Here is a 16,387-nt window from a genome sequence, read left to right as displayed (position 1 = left end):
CTATTCTGATGGCATTTGCGGCAGTTCATTTGGTGGCGGCGAAAACCGGCCCGTTCCGGCGGCGGGCTGCGCGGTTCGGCATCGGGCTGCTGAGCGGGCTCTTGCTGATGGAATTCGGGCCTCCGCAGGCCGCCGTACCCGCAACTCCCCCCCCTACCGCCCTCGAACCCCTCACGCCCAACAGCCGCCGCGCCTATGCCGAGGTGCTGAAGCTGCGGCTCGACGCGGCCCGCGCCATGCTTCGGCCTGAGCTGGCCGCCACGCCCAGGTCTGCCGCGCCGCTGCTGATAGCCAACTGCGCCGATTTCGTGGAGCTGGTCGTTTCGCAGGATGACAGCCGCTACAACGCCCTCACGACCAGCCAGGAAGCCCAACTTGATGCGCTGGATGGGGTTCCGGCCAGCGCCCTACGCGATTACGCCCGGGCCGAAATGACGCTGCACCTGGGTCTGAGCCAGCTGCTGTTCAAGCATATGGTGCTGGGCGGCTTTCACCTGCGTAGCGGCTACCACCAGATGCAGGACGTAGTGCGGCACTATCCCAATTTTGCCCCGGCCCGCAAAACCCTGGGCGTGTGCGAGTTTTCCGTGGGAGCCCTGCCCGAGGGTTACCACTGGCTGCTGCGCCTGCTGGGCCTCACGCCCAGCGTAGAAGCCGGCCTGCACAATCTGGGTGTCGCGGCCGGCCAACCCGGCGATTTCCAGCTCGAAAGCCAGCTGCTGCAAGCCCTGATTCGGGAGAGTTACTACAAGCAGCCGGCCGAAGCCGAGCACCTGACGGCCCGGCTTATGGCCGAGCAGCCCGACAACCTCCTCTTTGCCTACGTGCGCATGAGCGTGGCCAAACGCCAGCACCACGCCGATGCCGCCCTGGCGGCCTACCGCGCGCGGCCCACCGGCCCGGGCTACCTGCCCGTGCCCTACCTGCACCACATGGCCGCCGACCTGCTCCTGTACCGGGGCGAATACGCCGCCTCGGAGCGCGAGAACCTGGCTTTTCTGCGCGAGTCGCGCGGGCAACAGTACCGCAAGGATGCGGCCTTCAAGCTCTACCTCACGGCGTGGCTGGGCGGGCAGCCAGCCACCACGATGGCGCGCTACCGCGCGCTCATCAACCAGCCCGGTCCGGCCGACGTGGAGGAAGACATCTACGCTCAGCATTACTACGACGAGGCCCGGAAGCTGAACCCCGTTCTCACCCGCGCCCGCCTGCAGTCCGATGGCGGCTACGACCGCGAGGCGCTGGCCACGCTACGTGGTTTCCGGCCCACGCCCAGCACGCTCTGGCGCGACCGCATTGAGGCTCCGTACCGGCGGGCACGGGCCTTCCAGGGGCTGGGGCAGCTCGATTCGGCCTGGTTTTATTTTGAAGCGACGCTCAGCGAGGCTGGCCCGAAAGCGCCGTACTACTACGCTCCGCAAGCGGCTTTGCAGCAGGGCTACCTGGCGCAAAGCGTGGGCAACAAGCCAGTAGCCCGCAAGTATTTCCTGAAGGCGCTTGCGTACCCCTGGCACGAGTATAAGAACAGCACCGATGCCAAGGCCAAGCTGGCCCTGCGCGTGCTGAAATAGCGCCGGCGGGCGGCGATTTAATCCGAACTTTGGGCTTCGGCCGCGCTAGCTGGTTTGATGCCTGCCAGCACAAATGGCCGTTCTTCCTGTTGCTGTTCCAGTGTCCAACGTTTCTGCTGTTTCTTCCTGCCTTACCGTGCCGCTGGCCGGGCTGCCGGCCGATTTCCGGGCGCGGGCCCTGCGTTGGGCGGCGGGCTTTGCGCACTGCGCGTTCTTCGAACCCAACGATTTGGCCTACCCCGAGGGCCCGTTCGAGCGCCTGCTGGCCGTGGCAGCGCGCGCCGATGCTGCCCCGCGCACCCTGGCTGAGCTGCAGCCGTGGCTGCGGCAGTCCGGAATGGCTCCGTGCTGCGGCTTCGTGACCTACGACGTCAAAAACGAAATCGAGTGCCTGAGCAGCGCTAATCACGCCGGCTTCAGCTGGCCGCAGCTGCATTTCTTCCGGGCCGAAACCTGGCTGCGCTGGCGCGCCGGTCAGCTCGAAATCCATGGTAATTCGGAAGGGGTTTTGGCCGGTATTATGGGTATTGAATTGCCTGTTTTGGCGGCGCCACAGGTGCCCGTTCTGCGCCCCCGCCTGCCCCGGGCCGAGTACCTGAGCGCCGTAGAAGCCGTGCGCGAAGACATTTTGAGTGGGGAGGTGTACGAACTCAATCTCTGCCAGGAGTTCTATGCCGAAGGGGTAGAACTTGACCCAGCGGACGTTTTTGAGCGCCTAAACGTCATATCGCCGGCCCCGTTCGCGGGCTTTCTGCGCTGGCACAACCATTACCTGCTGTGCGCTTCGCCCGAGCGGTTCGCGGCCCGGCGCGGCAACCAGCTCATTTCCCAGCCCATCAAAGGCACCACCGGCCGCGGCACCACCCCGGCCAAGGACGTGCAGCAGCGCGAAAACCTGTTCCATAACGAAAAGGAGCGCGCCGAAAACCTGATGATTGTGGACCTCGTGCGCAACGACCTCGCTCGCGTGGCCCAAACCGGTACCGTGCGGGTGCCCGAGCTCTTCGGTCTCTACCCCTTCCGCCACGTGTGGCAAATGATTTCGACCGTGGCCGCCGAGTTGCGGCCGGACGTTGATTTGGTCGAGGTGCTGCGCGCCGCCTTCCCGATGGGCTCCATGACCGGGGCCCCAAAAATCAGGGCCATGCAGCTGATTGAGCACTACGAGCGCAGCCGGCGCAGCCTATATAGCGGCAGCCTTGGCGTGGTGTGGCCGGGTGGCGACTTCGATTTCAACGTCGTCATCCGCAGCCTGCAATACCGGGCCGATACCGGCTACCTCAGCTTCCAGGTCGGCTCGGCCATCACCTACGACTCGGTGCCCGAGCGCGAGTACGACGAGTGCCTCCTGAAAGCCCGGGCCATGCTGGAAGTGCTGGGAACAGTTATCAGTGAACAGTCATCAGTGAACAGTTAAGTGGCGGCCTTGCATTGCTCGTTTGCTCACTGATAACTGTTCACTGATAACTGTTCACTGATTCACCTGCCATTCTGTCATTTTAGCCTTGACCGGCGTATCTTTGTCCTCCGCCGAAAAGCGTTTCAAATATGGCCCAACCCCTATTAACCCTTGATTTTCTAGATAAAGCCGCGCCCAACGTTGAGGCGACGCCCAGCGGCGACGTGCGCGTGATGGCCGCTACCCGCACCGGCCGCCAGCGCAAGCTCTACATCGAGAGCTACGGCTGCCAGATGAATTTCTCGGACTCCGAAATCGTGTCGAGCATTCTCTTCGATGAAGGCTTCGACACCACCGACGACCTCGCCAATGCCGACCTCGTGTTGCTCAACACCTGCTCCATCCGCGAGAAGGCCGAGCAGACCGTACGCATGCGTCTCAAGCAGATAAATGCGCACAAAAAGCGCAAGCCCGGCATGCTGGTGGGCGTGCTCGGCTGCATGGCCGAGCGCCTGAAAAGCAAGTTTCTGGAAGAAGATAAAATTGTAGACCTCGTGGTCGGCCCCGATGCCTACCGCGACTTGCCCCAGCTCATCAGCCAGGTCGATGGCGGGCAAAGGGGCGTGAACGTGCTGCTGAGCCGCGAGGAAACCTACGCCGACATCACGCCGGTGCGTCTGAATTCCAACGGCGTGTCGGCCTTCATCAGCATCATGCGCGGCTGTGACAACATGTGCTCGTTCTGCGTGGTGCCCTTCACCCGGGGCCGCGAGCGCAGCCGCGACGCCCACAGCATCATTCAGGAAGCCCGCGACCTGGTGACAGCGGGCTACAAGGAAGTAACCCTACTGGGCCAGAACGTGGACTCCTACAAGTGGGCCTCGGCCGACGGTCTGGAGCACGTCAATTTCGCGCAGCTGCTGGAGCGCGTGGCCCTTATCAGCCCCGAGCTGCGGGTGCGCTTCTCCACCTCGCACCCCAAGGACATCACCGACGAGGTGCTGCACACCATGGCGCGCCACGAAAACATCTGCAAGTACATCCACCTGCCGGCCCAGAGCGGCAACTCCCGCGTGCTGGCCCTCATGAATCGCACCTACGACCGGCCCTGGTATGAAGCGCGGGTGAACCGCATCCGCGAAGTCCTGGGCGAGGATTGCGCCATCTCGACCGACATGATTGCCGGCTTCTGCTCCGAAACCGAGGAAGAGCACGAGGACACGAAGAGCCTGATGCACTTCGTGCAGTACGACATGGCTTACCAGTTCTTCTACTCGGAGCGCCCCGGCACGCTGGCTGCCCGCAAGCTGGCCGATGATATTCCGCTTGAAACCAAGAAGCGCCGCCTGCAGGAGTTGATTGATGTTCAGCAGGTTTACAGCGCCAAGCGCAATGCCCGGGCCGTGGGCCAGGTGCATAGGGTGCTGGTGGAGAACTTCTCCAAACGCTCGAAAGATGATTTGAGTGGCCGCAACAGTCAGAACCAAGTTGTCATTTTCCCAAAAGGCAATTTTAAGAAAGGCGACTACGTGAACGTATTGGTGCATTCGAGCTCGGCCAGTACGCTGCTTGGAAATGCCGTATGAGCCGGCGACAGAAGTTCCTGGCACAGCTACTTTCAGGGCAACACGACCAAACGTTGGACTTTAGTGCGCTGTGCTTGTTGCTTGAAACGCTGGGATTCGAACAAAGAGTACGCGGCAGCCACCACTTGTTTGGGAAAGCAGGCATCGACGAATTAATCAATATTCAGCCCGCCATCGGTAATGCGGTGAAACCGTATCAAGCCAAACAAGTGCGCGCTATTTTGTTGAAATATGACTCCGCGCTGAAATTGGACACTATTTAACGCACTTCATCCCTCGCCATGTTCGACCCTCACCATTACCCGGTTGTCCTGTACTGGAGCGCCGAAGACCAGGCGTTTATCGTGGAAGTACCTGACCTGCCCGGTTGTATGGCAGATGGCGCGACGCAGGAAGCAGCCCTTGCCAACGTGCTAGTTGTTATCCAGGAATGGATGGATTTCGCCCACGAGTTCGGACGGGAGATTCCGGCCCCGCGCGAACGTCTGCAAATAGCTGCCTAGCAGCCTTTAACCCGCTTTACCATTGACAACCCAAGAAATTCAATCCATCAAGCTCCGGTTCGGCATCATCGGCAATGCGCCGACGCTGAACTACGCCATTCAGGTGGCCGCGCAGGTCGCACCCACCGATATGACGGTGCTCATTACCGGCGAAAGCGGGTCGGGCAAGGAGTCGTTTTCCAAGATTATTCACGCCTTGTCGCCGCGCAAGCACGGGCAGTTCATCGCCATCAACTGCGGTGCCATTCCCGAGGGTACGATTGACTCGGAGCTGTTCGGCCACGAAAAAGGCTCTTTCACTGGGGCCAACGAGGCGCGGAAAGGATACTTCGAAGTCACCAACGGCGGCACCATTTTCCTGGACGAAATCGGCGAGATGCCGCTCGGTACCCAGGCCCGCCTGCTGCGCGTGCTGGAAAATGGCGAGTTTATCCGTGTCGGCTCCAGCAAGGTGCAGAAAACCGACGTGCGCGTGGTGGCCGCCACCAACGTGAACCTGCTCGACCGCGTGCAGGCCGGCACGTTCCGCGAAGACCTGTACTACCGCCTCAATACGGTGCCCATCACGGTGCCGCCGCTGCGCGAGCGTGGCGAGGATATATACCTGCTGTTCCGCAAGTTTGCTTCGGATGCGGCCGAACGCTACCGGACCCGGCCCATTACCCTGCTGCCCGACGCGGTGCCGGTGCTCACGCGCTTCCGCTTCCCCGGCAACATCCGCCAGCTCAAGAACATCGCCGAGCAGATGTCGGTGCTCGAAACCGAGCGCGACGTGGATGCCCGCCGCCTGGCCCCCTACCTGCCGCAGGACCAGGTCAGCCGCCTGCCCATGCTGCTCGGCCCGGGCGCGCCCGATGGCGCGGCCACCAACTATTCGGAACGCGACCTGCTCTACAAGATTTTGTTCGACATGCGCCGCGACATGACGGACCTGAAAAAGATGGTGCTGGAGCTAGCCTCGGGCCAGCGGCCGCACGAGGCCCAGGAGCTACTGCGCCAGAACAGCCATCTCTTCAGCAATACCGGCGCGGCAACGGCGTTTGAGGGCAACGCTGGCAATGAGTATTTCCTGCCCGCCGCCACCAACCCCTACCACAGCGAGCCGACCGAAAACTACGACGACGAAACCCCGGTGGAAGACATTCCGCACGAAACCGAGGAGGAAACGCTGTCGCTCGATGTGAAAGAGCGGGAAATGATTCTCAAGGCCCTGAAAAAGCACAACAACAAGCGCAAATACGCGGCCCACGACCTGGGTATCTCGGAACGCACGCTTTACCGCAAACTCAAGCAGTATGACCTGGAGCAAGTTTAGATTAGCGGTTAGCTGTCAGCGGGAGCCCTTTATGCGGCTCCTAGCCGTTAGCTTTTTGAAGGTGTTTGGCAAAAAAGCTATGGGCTATCAGCTGATGGCTATCAGCTTGTTCATGAGCGGCTGCGGCATTTACTCGTTCAACGGCACTAACATCGACCCGGCGGTGCGCACGATTTCTATTGCGACTATTCAGAATAACTCGCCGCAGGGGCCAGCGTTTCTGACCCAGCGGTTCACCGAGGATTTGAAGGATTATTTCCAGCGCAATACCAACCTGCGGCTGGTACCGCGCGACGGCGACCTGCAGTTCGACGGCAATATCATTGCCTACGACTTTGCGCCGGCTTCCATTCAGCAGGTGGCGGGCGTGTCGCAGGCGGGGTCGAACCGCCTCACCATCCAAGTAAAAATACGCTTTACCAATACGAAAGACGATAAGCAAAGCTTCGAGCAGGTCTTTCAGAATTTCGACGACTACGGGGCTGGCCGCAACATCTCCACCATCAACAGCGACCCCACGGCGGTGCGGACGACGACCGACAAAATCATCACCGACATCTTTAATAAGTCGGTAGCCAACTGGTAGGAACTGCCCCCTTTGGTGCGGTAAAAAGCGCGTAATTCATTGTCGGTAACTGCCAGCAGGTTAGCAATGACCGGCCTTTTTGCAATGAAGAAGCTGCGGGCATTTGCGTAAATTGACGTAATGTTGCGCCCCGCTTCGTAGCCCCCAGTGCCTGCGTTGCGGATATAAAGCTATTTTCGTTCTGCCCTTCTCCTCGCCGTCGTGACCCGCGCCACTCTCCTGCACGTTCTGGAACGCCCCACCGCCCTGGGGCCAGCCGAAGTGCGCGAACTCGAGCAGTTGGCCCAGGCTTTTCCTTATTGCCAGACCGCCCATCTGCTACTGGCCAAAGCTGCGCACGACCAGGGTACCATGCTGGCCGGCCAGCGCCTGCGCCGCGCCGCCACCTACGCCGCCGACCGCACCCTGCTCCGCCGCCTGATTGAGCAGGAAGATGACGTGCCGGCAGCAGCAGCCCCGCCAGAACCGGCTGCCCTGCCGGCCGCCCCGCACCCACTCGACCTCGTAGACTGGCCCGACGAATACGTGGCTCCCACCGCAGCGCCCGTTTTGCCCGCGCCGGTGCCCGCCGCGGTAGCGGCCTCAGCTGCTTCCGCGGCACTGCTGCCGGTTACTCCCCCGCTCCTCCCGGCACCTACCGCTCCTGCCCACGCCGTTGCGGAGGCCTTTGAAGCAGCAACCGAAACGGCCACCACGACGGTAACGCCGACATTATCCGAGTTGGTCGCGCTGCCAGAAACAGCACCGGCTCCCCATTCGGAGCCGCAACTTGTTCCGGTTGCGCCGCCTGCCCTGGCCGCACCGGCCGAGCTACCGACCGCCGCCATAACAGCAGTAGTCGAGCTGATTGAGACGCCGGTAATTGCGCCCACACCAATGACAACGGGCCCGGCCGAAACGGCCGTTGCGGCAGTACCCGAAGCGGCTGCTCCAACTGCTCCGGCGGTGTCCGAAATTGCCAGTCCGGCACCAGCAGCCGTAGTTGAGCCAGCATCCGAAACTGTTTCTGCAGTTTCGATACCGGTTGTGGCCGAAACGCCAGCAACAGTGGAAGTGGCCCTACCGCCAGCGGCCCCTATCGCTCCGGAAGCACTTACAGCTGCACCAGCCCCCGCGCCCGCCATTGAGGAGCTGGAAGCCGAGCTGCCGGCCCAGGCCCCGGCCATTCGCCCACCGGTGGAAGTGGGCGAAGCCCGGTTCGAGTTTGGGCTCGCCGACCCCGCGCCGGTTGCCGCCCTACCCACCTACGAGCTTCCCGGGCTGGTTGACGAATGGGCCGCCTCGGCCGTCACCCGCGGCCTGGGCAGCCCCGATGCGTTCGTGCTGGCTATCCCGGTCCCGGTCGTGCCCGTTTTCACTCCGGCGGCCTTCACCGGCGATGCGGTGGTAGGCTACGCGTTGGGCGAAAGCAGCCGCCTGGGCCTGTCGATGCAGCTGCTGGACCTGCTGACGGCCCGGGCCGAAGCCGTTGAAAGCAGTACCGCGCTGGTTGCCGCGGCCCAGCCGCCGGCCAGTGCGCTCCCGCCCACGGGCACCTTCTTCGAGCCCGACCCGCTGCTACTCGGCCATTGGGCCACGCACCGTCCGGCCGCGCCCGAGCTGCCCTCCACCGTCGACCTCATCAACAACTTCCTCAAGCGACAGCCGCGTCTGACGCGACCCGCCATGCTGCCGCCCGCCGCCACCCACCAGGCCGACTTAAGCGTGCGCAGCACCCGCGCCGAGCCCGACCTGGTATCGGAAAATCTGGCCCGCATTTTTGTGCGACAGGGCAAAACCGCCCGGGCCATCGAGATTTATGAAAAGCTGATGGTGAAACAGCCGGAAAAAATGGCGTACTTTGCGCTTCAAATTCAGTCCTTGCAACCTTCTGCGTAATGCGCAGCTTCCTTTTTTAACCCTTCATGTACACTGCGCTCATCATCCTCATTCTCCTGGTATGTTTCCTGCTGGCCCTCGTGGTGCTGGCCCAAAACCCCAAGGGGGGCGGAATTTCCAGCCAGTTTAGCGCCGGTGGCGCGGCCAGCATGATGGGCGTGAAGCGTACCGGCGACCTGCTGGAGAAGCTCACCTGGGGCTTCGCGATTGGCCTGGTCGTGCTGTCGCTCGGCTCGCACATGCTTACCTCGACCGGCGGTGGCCCGGTACGCAGCGTGAACCAGGAGCGCGCCCTGCAAACCAAGTTGCCTGCGCCTTCGGCTCCGACTGGCCCGGCCCCGGCAACCGCTCCGGCTCCGGCACCCGCTGGTACCACCACACCTGCGCCCGCTCCGGCAAACACGCCAGTTCGGTAATAACGGCTTCTTTTCCGAAACCGCGAAAGCCGGTGCCTCCCACTAGAGAGGCACCGGCTTTTTCTTTGGTCATCGTGCCGGCGCTGGAAGCAAACCAGACAGCGCAAAACCGGTTGCGGTTAGCGCCACATCCGCCACTTCTGCCACCTTTTACTGGCAAAAGCTGCCCATTTTGTCAGGTTTGGCGGGCTGGCACGGGAAGTGAGGCAGGGCCATACACGAAGATTTTCCATCTAATCCAACCCAAATACACCCAAAATGGCACTTAGCATGAAACCGCTGGCCGACCGCGTCATTGTTCGCGCCGCCGCCGCCGAGGAGAAAACCAAATCCGGCATCATCATCCCCGATACGGCCAAGGAGAAGCCCCAGCGTGGCGAAGTTGTGGCCGTAGGCGAAGGCAAAACCTCCGATGCTGGCGCTATCATCAAGCCCCAGGTGCATGTGGGCGACCAGGTGCTCTACGGTAAGTACGCCGGCACCGAAATCACCGTCGACGGTGAAGACCTGCTCATCATGCGCGAGTCGGACATTTTCGCCGTGCTCTAGGCCGGTTGAAAACCCTTCATTTTTAATTTTTAATTCTTAATTCCCTCCCGCAGTGGCTAAGAACATTCAATTCGACACCGAAGGCCGCGCCCGCTTGCAGGCCGGTGTGAACAAACTGGCGAACGCCGTGAAAGTGACCCTCGGCCCCAAAGGCCGCAATGTCATTATCGACAAAAAATTCGGCGCGCCCACCATTACCAAGGACGGTGTGACCGTGGCCAAGGAAATTGAGCTGCGCGACCCGGTTGAAAACATGGGTGCTCAGCTCGTGAAAGAAGTGGCTTCGAAAACGGCCGACCAGGCCGGCGACGGTACCACCACGGCGACGGTACTAGCCCAGGCCATCTATACGGCCGGCTCGAAAAACGTGGCCGCCGGGGCTAACCCGATGGATTTGAAGCGCGGCATCGACAAGGCAGTAATTGCCGTGGTTGCCAACCTGAAGTCGCAGTCGAAGAAAATTGAGAACTCCGCTGAAATCGCCCAGGTGGGCGCTATTTCGGCCAACAACGACATGGAAATCGGCCAGATGATTGCCGATGCCATGGACAAAGTGGGCAAGGAAGGCGTCATCACCGTGGAGGAAGCGCGCGGCACCGAAACCGAAGTGAAAACGGTGGAAGGCATGCAGTTCGACCGCGGCTACCTGTCGCCATACTTCGTGACCAACCCCGAGAAAATGGAGGTGGAGTTCGACTCGCCTTACGTGCTCATCTACGACAAGAAAGTGAGCACGATGAAGGAGTTGCTGCCCGTGCTGGAGCAGGTGCTGCAGACCGGCAAGCCCCTGGTTATCATCTCGGAAGATGTGGACGGTGAGGCCCTGGCTACCTTGGTGGTGAACAAGCTGCGCGGCTCGCTGAAAATCGCGGCCGTGAAAGCTCCCGGTTTCGGCGACCGCCGCAAGGCCATGCTGGAAGACATTGCCACCCTCACGGGCGGTACCGTTATCAGCGAAGAGCAGGGCTACAAGCTCGAAAACGCCACCCTGGAGTACCTGGGCACGGCCGAGAAAATCATCATCGACAAGGACAACACGACCATCGTGAACGGCAAGGGTGAGAAGACGGCAATTCAGAGCCGCATCGCCCAGATTAAGGCCCAGATGGAAACCACCACGTCGGACTACGACAAGGAGAAACTGCAGGAGCGCCTCGCCAAACTGAGCGGCGGCGTGGCCATTCTCTACATCGGTGCTTCGACGGAAGTGGAGATGAAGGAGAAGAAAGACCGGGTTGACGATGCCCTGCACGCCACCCGCGCCGCCGTTGAGGAAGGCGTGGTACCCGGTGGCGGCGTGGCCCTGGTGCGCGCCCTGGAATCCCTCGACGGCGTGGACACCCACAATGCCGACGAGCGTACCGGTGTAAACATCATCCGGACGGCCCTGGAGGCTCCCCTGCGCACCATCGTGGCCAATGCTGGCGGCGAAGGCTCGGTAGTGGTGCAGAAAGTGCGCGAAGGCAAAGGCGACTATGGCTACAACGCCCGTGAGGACCGTTATGAGAACCTGGTGGCCGCTGGCATCATCGACCCGACCAAAGTGACCCGTCTGGCCCTCGAAAACGCTGCTTCCATCGCCGGCTTGCTGCTGACGACTGAGGCCGTGATTTCGGACGAGCCCGAGCCTAAGGATGCTGGCCATAGCCACGGCGACGGCGGCATGGGCGGTATGGGTGGCATGGGCGGCATGATGTAGACCGCAGATTATAACGGATTACGCAGATTCGCTATTGCATCAGAGAAAGCCCCGCTGGCAAATGCCAGCGGGGCTTTTTTGCGTTTGGTCAGGAGGTACGAAGCATTGGTTATGACGTGCACCGCGCTGCGCGGGGCGTGCGACGGCTTGGCTTCTGCAAGCAATGCCTTGGCTTGGGCGTACAACGCGCCGGGCGAGACGTGTGAAGCATTGGGCGGGGCGTACAAAGCACCGGTTTTTACCCACTAAGCCTTGGACGACGCATCCGAAGCTGGTGGCTCGGGGCACAAAGAAGCCCCCGCTGCACTGGCAGCGGGGGCTGTTCTGTTTCAAACAAAAGCCCAGCTTACGCCTGCGCTACCGGCGCGGGGTAGTTGCGGGCATCCATCATCTTGGCCAGCTTGCCGCTGATGAGGAACAGGATGGCGGCGGCAGCGGCAGCTGATACGACAAACACCATGAAAAAATCGTAGAGGTTCGTGATGTGGAAACCCAGTAGCACCGGCGCGGGGGCCGTCGATTTGGGGTCGGGGTAGAGGCTGCTCATGTAGCCGGCGAGGTAGTTGGCCGCGGCATTGGCCAGAAACCACACGGCCATCAGCAGCGAGGCAAATTTGGCGGGGGCCAGCTTGTTCACCAGCGACAGGCCGATGGGCGACAGGCACAGCTCGCCCACGGAGTGCAGGAAATAGAGCGCCACCAGGAAGAACATACTCACCTTCACGCCGGGCTGCAGGTCGTGTACGCCAAAGCACATCACCAGGTAGCCAGCAGCCAGAAAAGCCAGGCCGATAGACATTTTCAGGGGGGATGGCGGCTCGGCTCCGCGGCGGCCCAGGGCCGTCCAGACCATGGCCATGAGCGGTGCACCCACCACTACGAAAATAGCGTTCAGGTTCTGGAAAATGCTGGCCGGCAACTCGTAGCCGAAGATGGTGCGGTTCATCTGCTCATCGGCAAAGAAGGTGAGCGAGGCGGGAGCCTGCTCGAATGCCGCCCAGAAGAATACGACGAAGAACGACACGATGAAAATCACCATAATGCCCTTGATATCGGCCCCGCTCAGCGACTTATCACTGAAAATCATGTAAGAAATGCCGATAACGGCCACGCCCAGCAGCGGCGCAATGGTGGGGAATTTGGCCGAATCGAGCCACAGAATACCCAGAATAATGGCCAACAGCACCGGCAGCAGGGCGTACACCCCCATGATGCCACCCGAAATAGCGGGCGTTTCGCCCACCTGCACGCCTTCCGGCGTGTGCAGGTATTTGTCCTTACCCCAGTTGAAGACCACCGTGCCCAGCAGCATGGCAATGCCGCAGGCCAGAAAAGCCCAGCGGAAATCGGCCGGGTTGCCGGTGTCGCCAATGAGGCTGGTGATGGTGTTACCGATAAATGAACCCAGGTTAATGCCCATGTAAAAGATGGTGTAGGCCGCATCCTTGCGCTTGTCGGCGGGGCTGTAGAGGGAGCCCACCATGCTCGAAATATTAGGTTTGAAGAAGCCGTTGCCCACAATCATCACGCCCAGGCCCAAATACAGCAGCCAGTGGCTGAGGGCATGGGTGCTCTCGGGGCCGTAGTTTGAAGCCGAAAAGAAAAGCGTGAACTGCCCCAGCGCCATCAGCAGACCGCCAGTGAGGATGGAACGCCGGTTGCCCCAGTACCGGTCCGAAATAAAGCCACCGATAAGCGGCGTGAGGTAGACCAGGCTGGTGTAGCCACCATAGAACTTCGACGCGAACGCCTTGTCCATCATCATGGCTTTGGTGAGGAACAGCACCAGCACGGCGCGCATACCGTAGTAACTGAACCGCTCCCACATTTCGGTAGCGAAGAGCAGGTAAAGGCCCTTGGGGTGGCTCGTGGATTCCGCGGCGAGCGGGTGCTCGGACTGAGCAGGAACAGTTTGCATAGAAGAAACTAGGGTGGGAAATGAGATGATGAAGAGCAAAACCGGCCCCATTGCGCAGGCAATGCAGTACGGGCACGGTAAATCTAGGAAAGTTTCGGCACTAAGCGGCCGACGCACCAGATGGGAGCAGCCCACAACGGCTGTCATGCTGATTATTCAGTTCTAATCGCATAATGCTCAGGATGGCAAGGCAGCGTCTATTTTTCCGCCCTTTCCTCCTCCCTCGCTGCGGTAGGCCTTGGCGCGATAAGCCGCCGGCGCGAGCCCGGTTTGCTTGCGAAAAAAGCGGGTGAAGTAGCCGGGGTCGACGAACTGCAGCTCGTAGGCGATTTCGGCCACCGAGAGCGATGTGTATAACAGGAAGTTGTGGGCCCGCCGGATGGTGTGGGCCTGCACCACCTGCTGGGCGGTTTTGCCCTTCACGGCCTGGCAGATGCGATTGAGGTGCACCTGCGTAATTTTCAATTCCTGGGCGTAGTCCGAAATCCGGCGGCCGAAGTCGGGCGTGCGCTCGATGGCCTTCTGAAACTCGCGGTAGTAGTGCAGCGCGCGGTTGGGGCTTTCCTGCTTGCGGCGGTTGTGCTGCAACAGGCGGAAGATTTTCACAAACAGCAGCTTGAAGTAGCCGTTCAGGGCAAGCTGCTTGCCAGGCAGCTCAGTCTGGATTTCTTGGTGAATCTGCATCTCCAAATCGAGCAGGTCGCCGAAAGTGACCTCGGTATTGAAATCGGACAGGATGTGCACCGAGTTCATTTCGACCAGCACGCCGGGCGTGGCCTGCAGAATGGTGTCGAGCAGCGCCTCGGAGAGGGTGAGCGTGCGGCCCCGGACCTGCGGGCTGAAGGTGAAGCCGTGCACCGTGTTGGCCGGGATAATAACCAGGCAGGGCGTGCGCAGCGTCACCAACTCGGCGAGTTCGAACGCGGCGCGCCCGGCTTCGAGGAAAAAAAGCTGAAATAGGTTTTCGTGCAGGTGCGGCTTCAGGCCCCAATCGGCGGCTTGGGGGCGCGGCGCAATGAGCTGGCTGGCCAGGTAGTCGTGCGAGAGCAGCGCCTTGTCGTCGCCGTAGAGGCCGTGGTAACGAGCGATGTGCGTAGGCATGGCAGAATTAAAAAGCAGGACAAAGCAAACCTGTAACGCGGGATTCCGTAGGTACCGTTTCGTTGATTTGTCCCTGTAACGCCTGAAAGAGGCCATTGCAAAGTTGAAACCAGTCGATTACTGAGCAACAGGTTTAATTTGTCCCAGTAAAGAAACGAATTGTTTCACTACTGGCAAGTCGTCTGATTCTACCTTTGTGTTCTCAATTGCGAGTATTCCCACCCAACACTTTCCTAGCCATGTCCACCGCTCCCACCAATGCCGCTGATATCCGGAATCGTTTGCAGCCCCTGGGCTTCACCGAAACGGCGACCGTTCACCTTAATTTAACGCCTGCGGAGCTCGTTGAGCACGCTTTGCGCAACGGCGAGGGCAGCCTCACCGACAACGGCGCGCTGATGGCCGACACCGGCAAGTTTACCGGCCGCTCGCCCAAAGACCGGTTCGTGGTGAAGGACGCCAACACCGAAAACAGCGTGTGGTGGGGCGATATCAACATCCCCTTCGCTCCCGACAAGTTCGACCAGCTGCACGCCAAGATGGTGGCCTACTTGGCCGACAAAGACATTTACGTGCGCGAAGCTTACGCCGGGGCCAACCCCGACTACCAGCTGAAGCTGCGCGTAGTGAACGAGCAGGCCTGGCATAACCTGTTCTGCTACAACATGTTCCTGCGCCCCGCCGAAGGCGCGAACACCACCTGGACGCCCGACTTCAGCATCATCTGCGCCCCCGGCTTCGAGGCCGACCCAGCCGTGGACGGCACCCGCCAGCCCAACTTCGCCATCATCAACTTCACCAAGAAGATGATTCTGATTGGCGGCACGGGCTACGCCGGCGAGATGAAAAAGGGCATTTTTGGGGTGCTGAACTACTTGTTGCCCCACGAGCACAACACGCTGAGCATGCACTGCTCGGCCAACGTGGGCTCGACCGGCGACACGGCCGTGTTCTTCGGCCTGTCGGGCACCGGCAAAACGACGCTTTCGGCCGACCCCAACCGCGGCCTCATCGGCGACGACGAGCACGGCTGGACGCCCGATGCAGGCATCTTCAACTTTGAAGGCGGCTGCTACGCCAAGGTGATTGATTTGAGCCAGGAGAAAGAGCCCCAGATTTGGGATGCCATCCGCTTCGGCTCCATCGTGGAGAACACGCGCTTTGTGCCCGGCACCCACACCGTGGATTACGCCAACAAGTCGGTGACGGAAAACACCCGCACCGCCTACCCCATCAACTTCATCGACAACGCTATTGAGCCCGGCGTAGCCGATGCGCCGAAGAACATTTTCTTCCTCACCGCCGATGCGTTCGGCGTGATTCCGCCCATCAGCAAGCTCGATAAGAGCCACGCCATGTACCTGTTCATGTCGGGCTACACCGCCAAGGTGGCCGGCACCGAAATGGGCGTAACGGAGCCGCAGACCACGTTCTCGGCCTGCTTTGGCGCAGTATTCCTGCCCCTGCACCCCACCAAGTACGCCGAGATGTTGGGCAAGAAGATGGACGAGAACCCCGACATTAACGTGTGGCTCATCAACACCGGTTGGACCGGCGGCAGCTACGGCACCGGCTCGCGCATGAAGCTGCCCTACACCCGCGCCATGATTACGGCTGCCCTCAACGGCCAGCTCGACGAGGTGAAGTTCACCAAGCACCCCGTGTTTGGCATGATGGTGCCCGGCGCGGTACCCGGCGTGCCCACCGAGATTCTGGACCCGCGCAACACCTGGGCCGACAAGGAAGCCTACGACAAAACCGCTAACTCGCTGGCCGAGAAGTTCGTGACCAACTTTCAGAAGTACGCCGAGTACGCCAACGAAGAAATCCTGGCCGGTGCCCCACGCGTCGCCGTTGAAGCATAAG

The 16,387-nt window shown here is 61.0% G+C and carries 14 protein-coding genes; 12 read left to right on the top strand and 2 right to left on the bottom strand.

Annotated features, from left to right (window positions below; translation table 11 throughout):
- Positions 1-8: 8 nt before the first annotated feature.
- The 11 genes from ABIB44_RS01255 to groL all read left to right on the top strand — a co-directional run bounded on the left by ABIB44_RS01255 (position 9) and on the right by groL (position 11,502).
- Positions 9-1,571, top strand: coding sequence for a DUF3808 domain-containing protein (locus tag ABIB44_RS01255; RefSeq protein ID WP_354582801.1), 1,563 nt, complete (start codon positions 9-11; stop codon positions 1,569-1,571).
- Positions 1,572-1,671: 100 nt separating this feature from the next.
- Entirely contained in the window at positions 1,672-2,988 is a 1,317-nt protein-coding gene (locus ABIB44_RS01250) for an anthranilate synthase component I family protein (RefSeq protein WP_354582800.1), read from the top strand.
- A gap of 131 nt (positions 2,989-3,119) precedes the next feature.
- Positions 3,120-4,556 (top strand): tRNA (N6-isopentenyl adenosine(37)-C2)-methylthiotransferase MiaB, encoded by a 1,437-nt coding sequence (gene miaB / locus ABIB44_RS01245; protein ID WP_354582799.1) that lies wholly within the window; start codon positions 3,120-3,122, stop codon positions 4,554-4,556.
- The gene (locus tag ABIB44_RS01240) at positions 4,553-4,819 is read left to right on the top strand and encodes a type II toxin-antitoxin system HicA family toxin (RefSeq protein WP_354582798.1); all 267 of its coding nucleotides are present in this window, start codon (positions 4,553-4,555) and stop codon (positions 4,817-4,819) included. The genes miaB and ABIB44_RS01240 overlap by 4 nt, the downstream gene beginning before the upstream one ends.
- An 18-nt stretch (positions 4,820-4,837) precedes the next feature.
- Entirely contained in the window at positions 4,838-5,059 is a 222-nt protein-coding gene (locus tag ABIB44_RS01235) for a type II toxin-antitoxin system HicB family antitoxin (RefSeq protein ID WP_354582797.1), read from the top strand.
- Positions 5,060-5,081: 22 nt separating this feature from the next.
- Positions 5,082-6,374, top strand: a complete 1,293-nt coding sequence (locus ABIB44_RS01230) for a sigma-54 interaction domain-containing protein (RefSeq protein ID WP_354582796.1) — start codon at positions 5,082-5,084, stop codon at positions 6,372-6,374.
- Positions 6,375-6,405: 31 nt separating this feature from the next.
- Positions 6,406-6,960: an LptE family protein gene (locus ABIB44_RS01225; RefSeq protein WP_354582795.1), complete on the top strand. Its 555-nt coding sequence runs from the start codon at positions 6,406-6,408 to the stop codon at positions 6,958-6,960.
- 201 nt (positions 6,961-7,161) lie between these two features.
- Positions 7,162-8,838: a DUF8458 domain-containing protein gene (locus tag ABIB44_RS01220; protein ID WP_354582794.1), complete on the top strand. Its 1,677-nt coding sequence runs from the start codon at positions 7,162-7,164 to the stop codon at positions 8,836-8,838.
- Between the two features lie 26 nt (positions 8,839-8,864).
- The gene (secG, locus tag ABIB44_RS01215; RefSeq protein WP_354582793.1) at positions 8,865-9,254 is read left to right on the top strand and encodes a preprotein translocase subunit SecG; all 390 of its coding nucleotides are present in this window, start codon (positions 8,865-8,867) and stop codon (positions 9,252-9,254) included.
- Between the two features lie 258 nt (positions 9,255-9,512).
- Positions 9,513-9,803 carry a co-chaperone GroES gene (gene groES, locus ABIB44_RS01210; protein ID WP_310392474.1) on the top strand — a complete coding sequence of 97 codons (291 nt, stop codon included), beginning with the start codon at positions 9,513-9,515 and terminating at the stop codon, positions 9,801-9,803.
- 52 nt (positions 9,804-9,855) lie between these two features.
- A complete protein-coding gene (gene groL, locus ABIB44_RS01205) occupies positions 9,856-11,502 on the top strand; it encodes a chaperonin GroEL (RefSeq protein WP_354582792.1) in 1,647 nt (548 codons plus the stop codon).
- Positions 11,503-11,848: 346 nt separating this feature from the next.
- Here the strand turns inward: groL and ABIB44_RS01200 are convergent, their stop codons facing one another.
- On the bottom strand, positions 11,849-13,420 hold the full coding sequence (locus ABIB44_RS01200; RefSeq protein WP_354582791.1) for a peptide MFS transporter: 1,572 nt from the start codon (positions 13,418-13,420) through the stop codon (positions 11,849-11,851).
- Positions 13,421-13,597: 177 nt separating this feature from the next.
- Complete coding sequence (locus ABIB44_RS01195) at positions 13,598-14,521, bottom strand: helix-turn-helix domain-containing protein (RefSeq protein ID WP_354582790.1); 924 nt, start codon at positions 14,519-14,521, stop codon at positions 13,598-13,600.
- A gap of 239 nt (positions 14,522-14,760) precedes the next feature.
- On the opposite strand from ABIB44_RS01195, the gene pckA reads away from it, so the two are divergent.
- Positions 14,761-16,386, top strand: a complete 1,626-nt coding sequence (gene pckA, locus ABIB44_RS01190; RefSeq protein WP_354582789.1) for a phosphoenolpyruvate carboxykinase (ATP) — start codon at positions 14,761-14,763, stop codon at positions 16,384-16,386.
- The last annotated feature ends 1 nt before the right edge of the window (position 16,387 follow it).

This window comes from Hymenobacter sp. UYCo722, assembly GCF_040547115.1.
Classification (GTDB): domain Bacteria; phylum Bacteroidota; class Bacteroidia; order Cytophagales; family Hymenobacteraceae; genus Hymenobacter.
The sequence above is the reverse complement of the archived record's forward strand: the minus strand, read 5'-3'. Positions and strand labels throughout refer to the sequence as shown.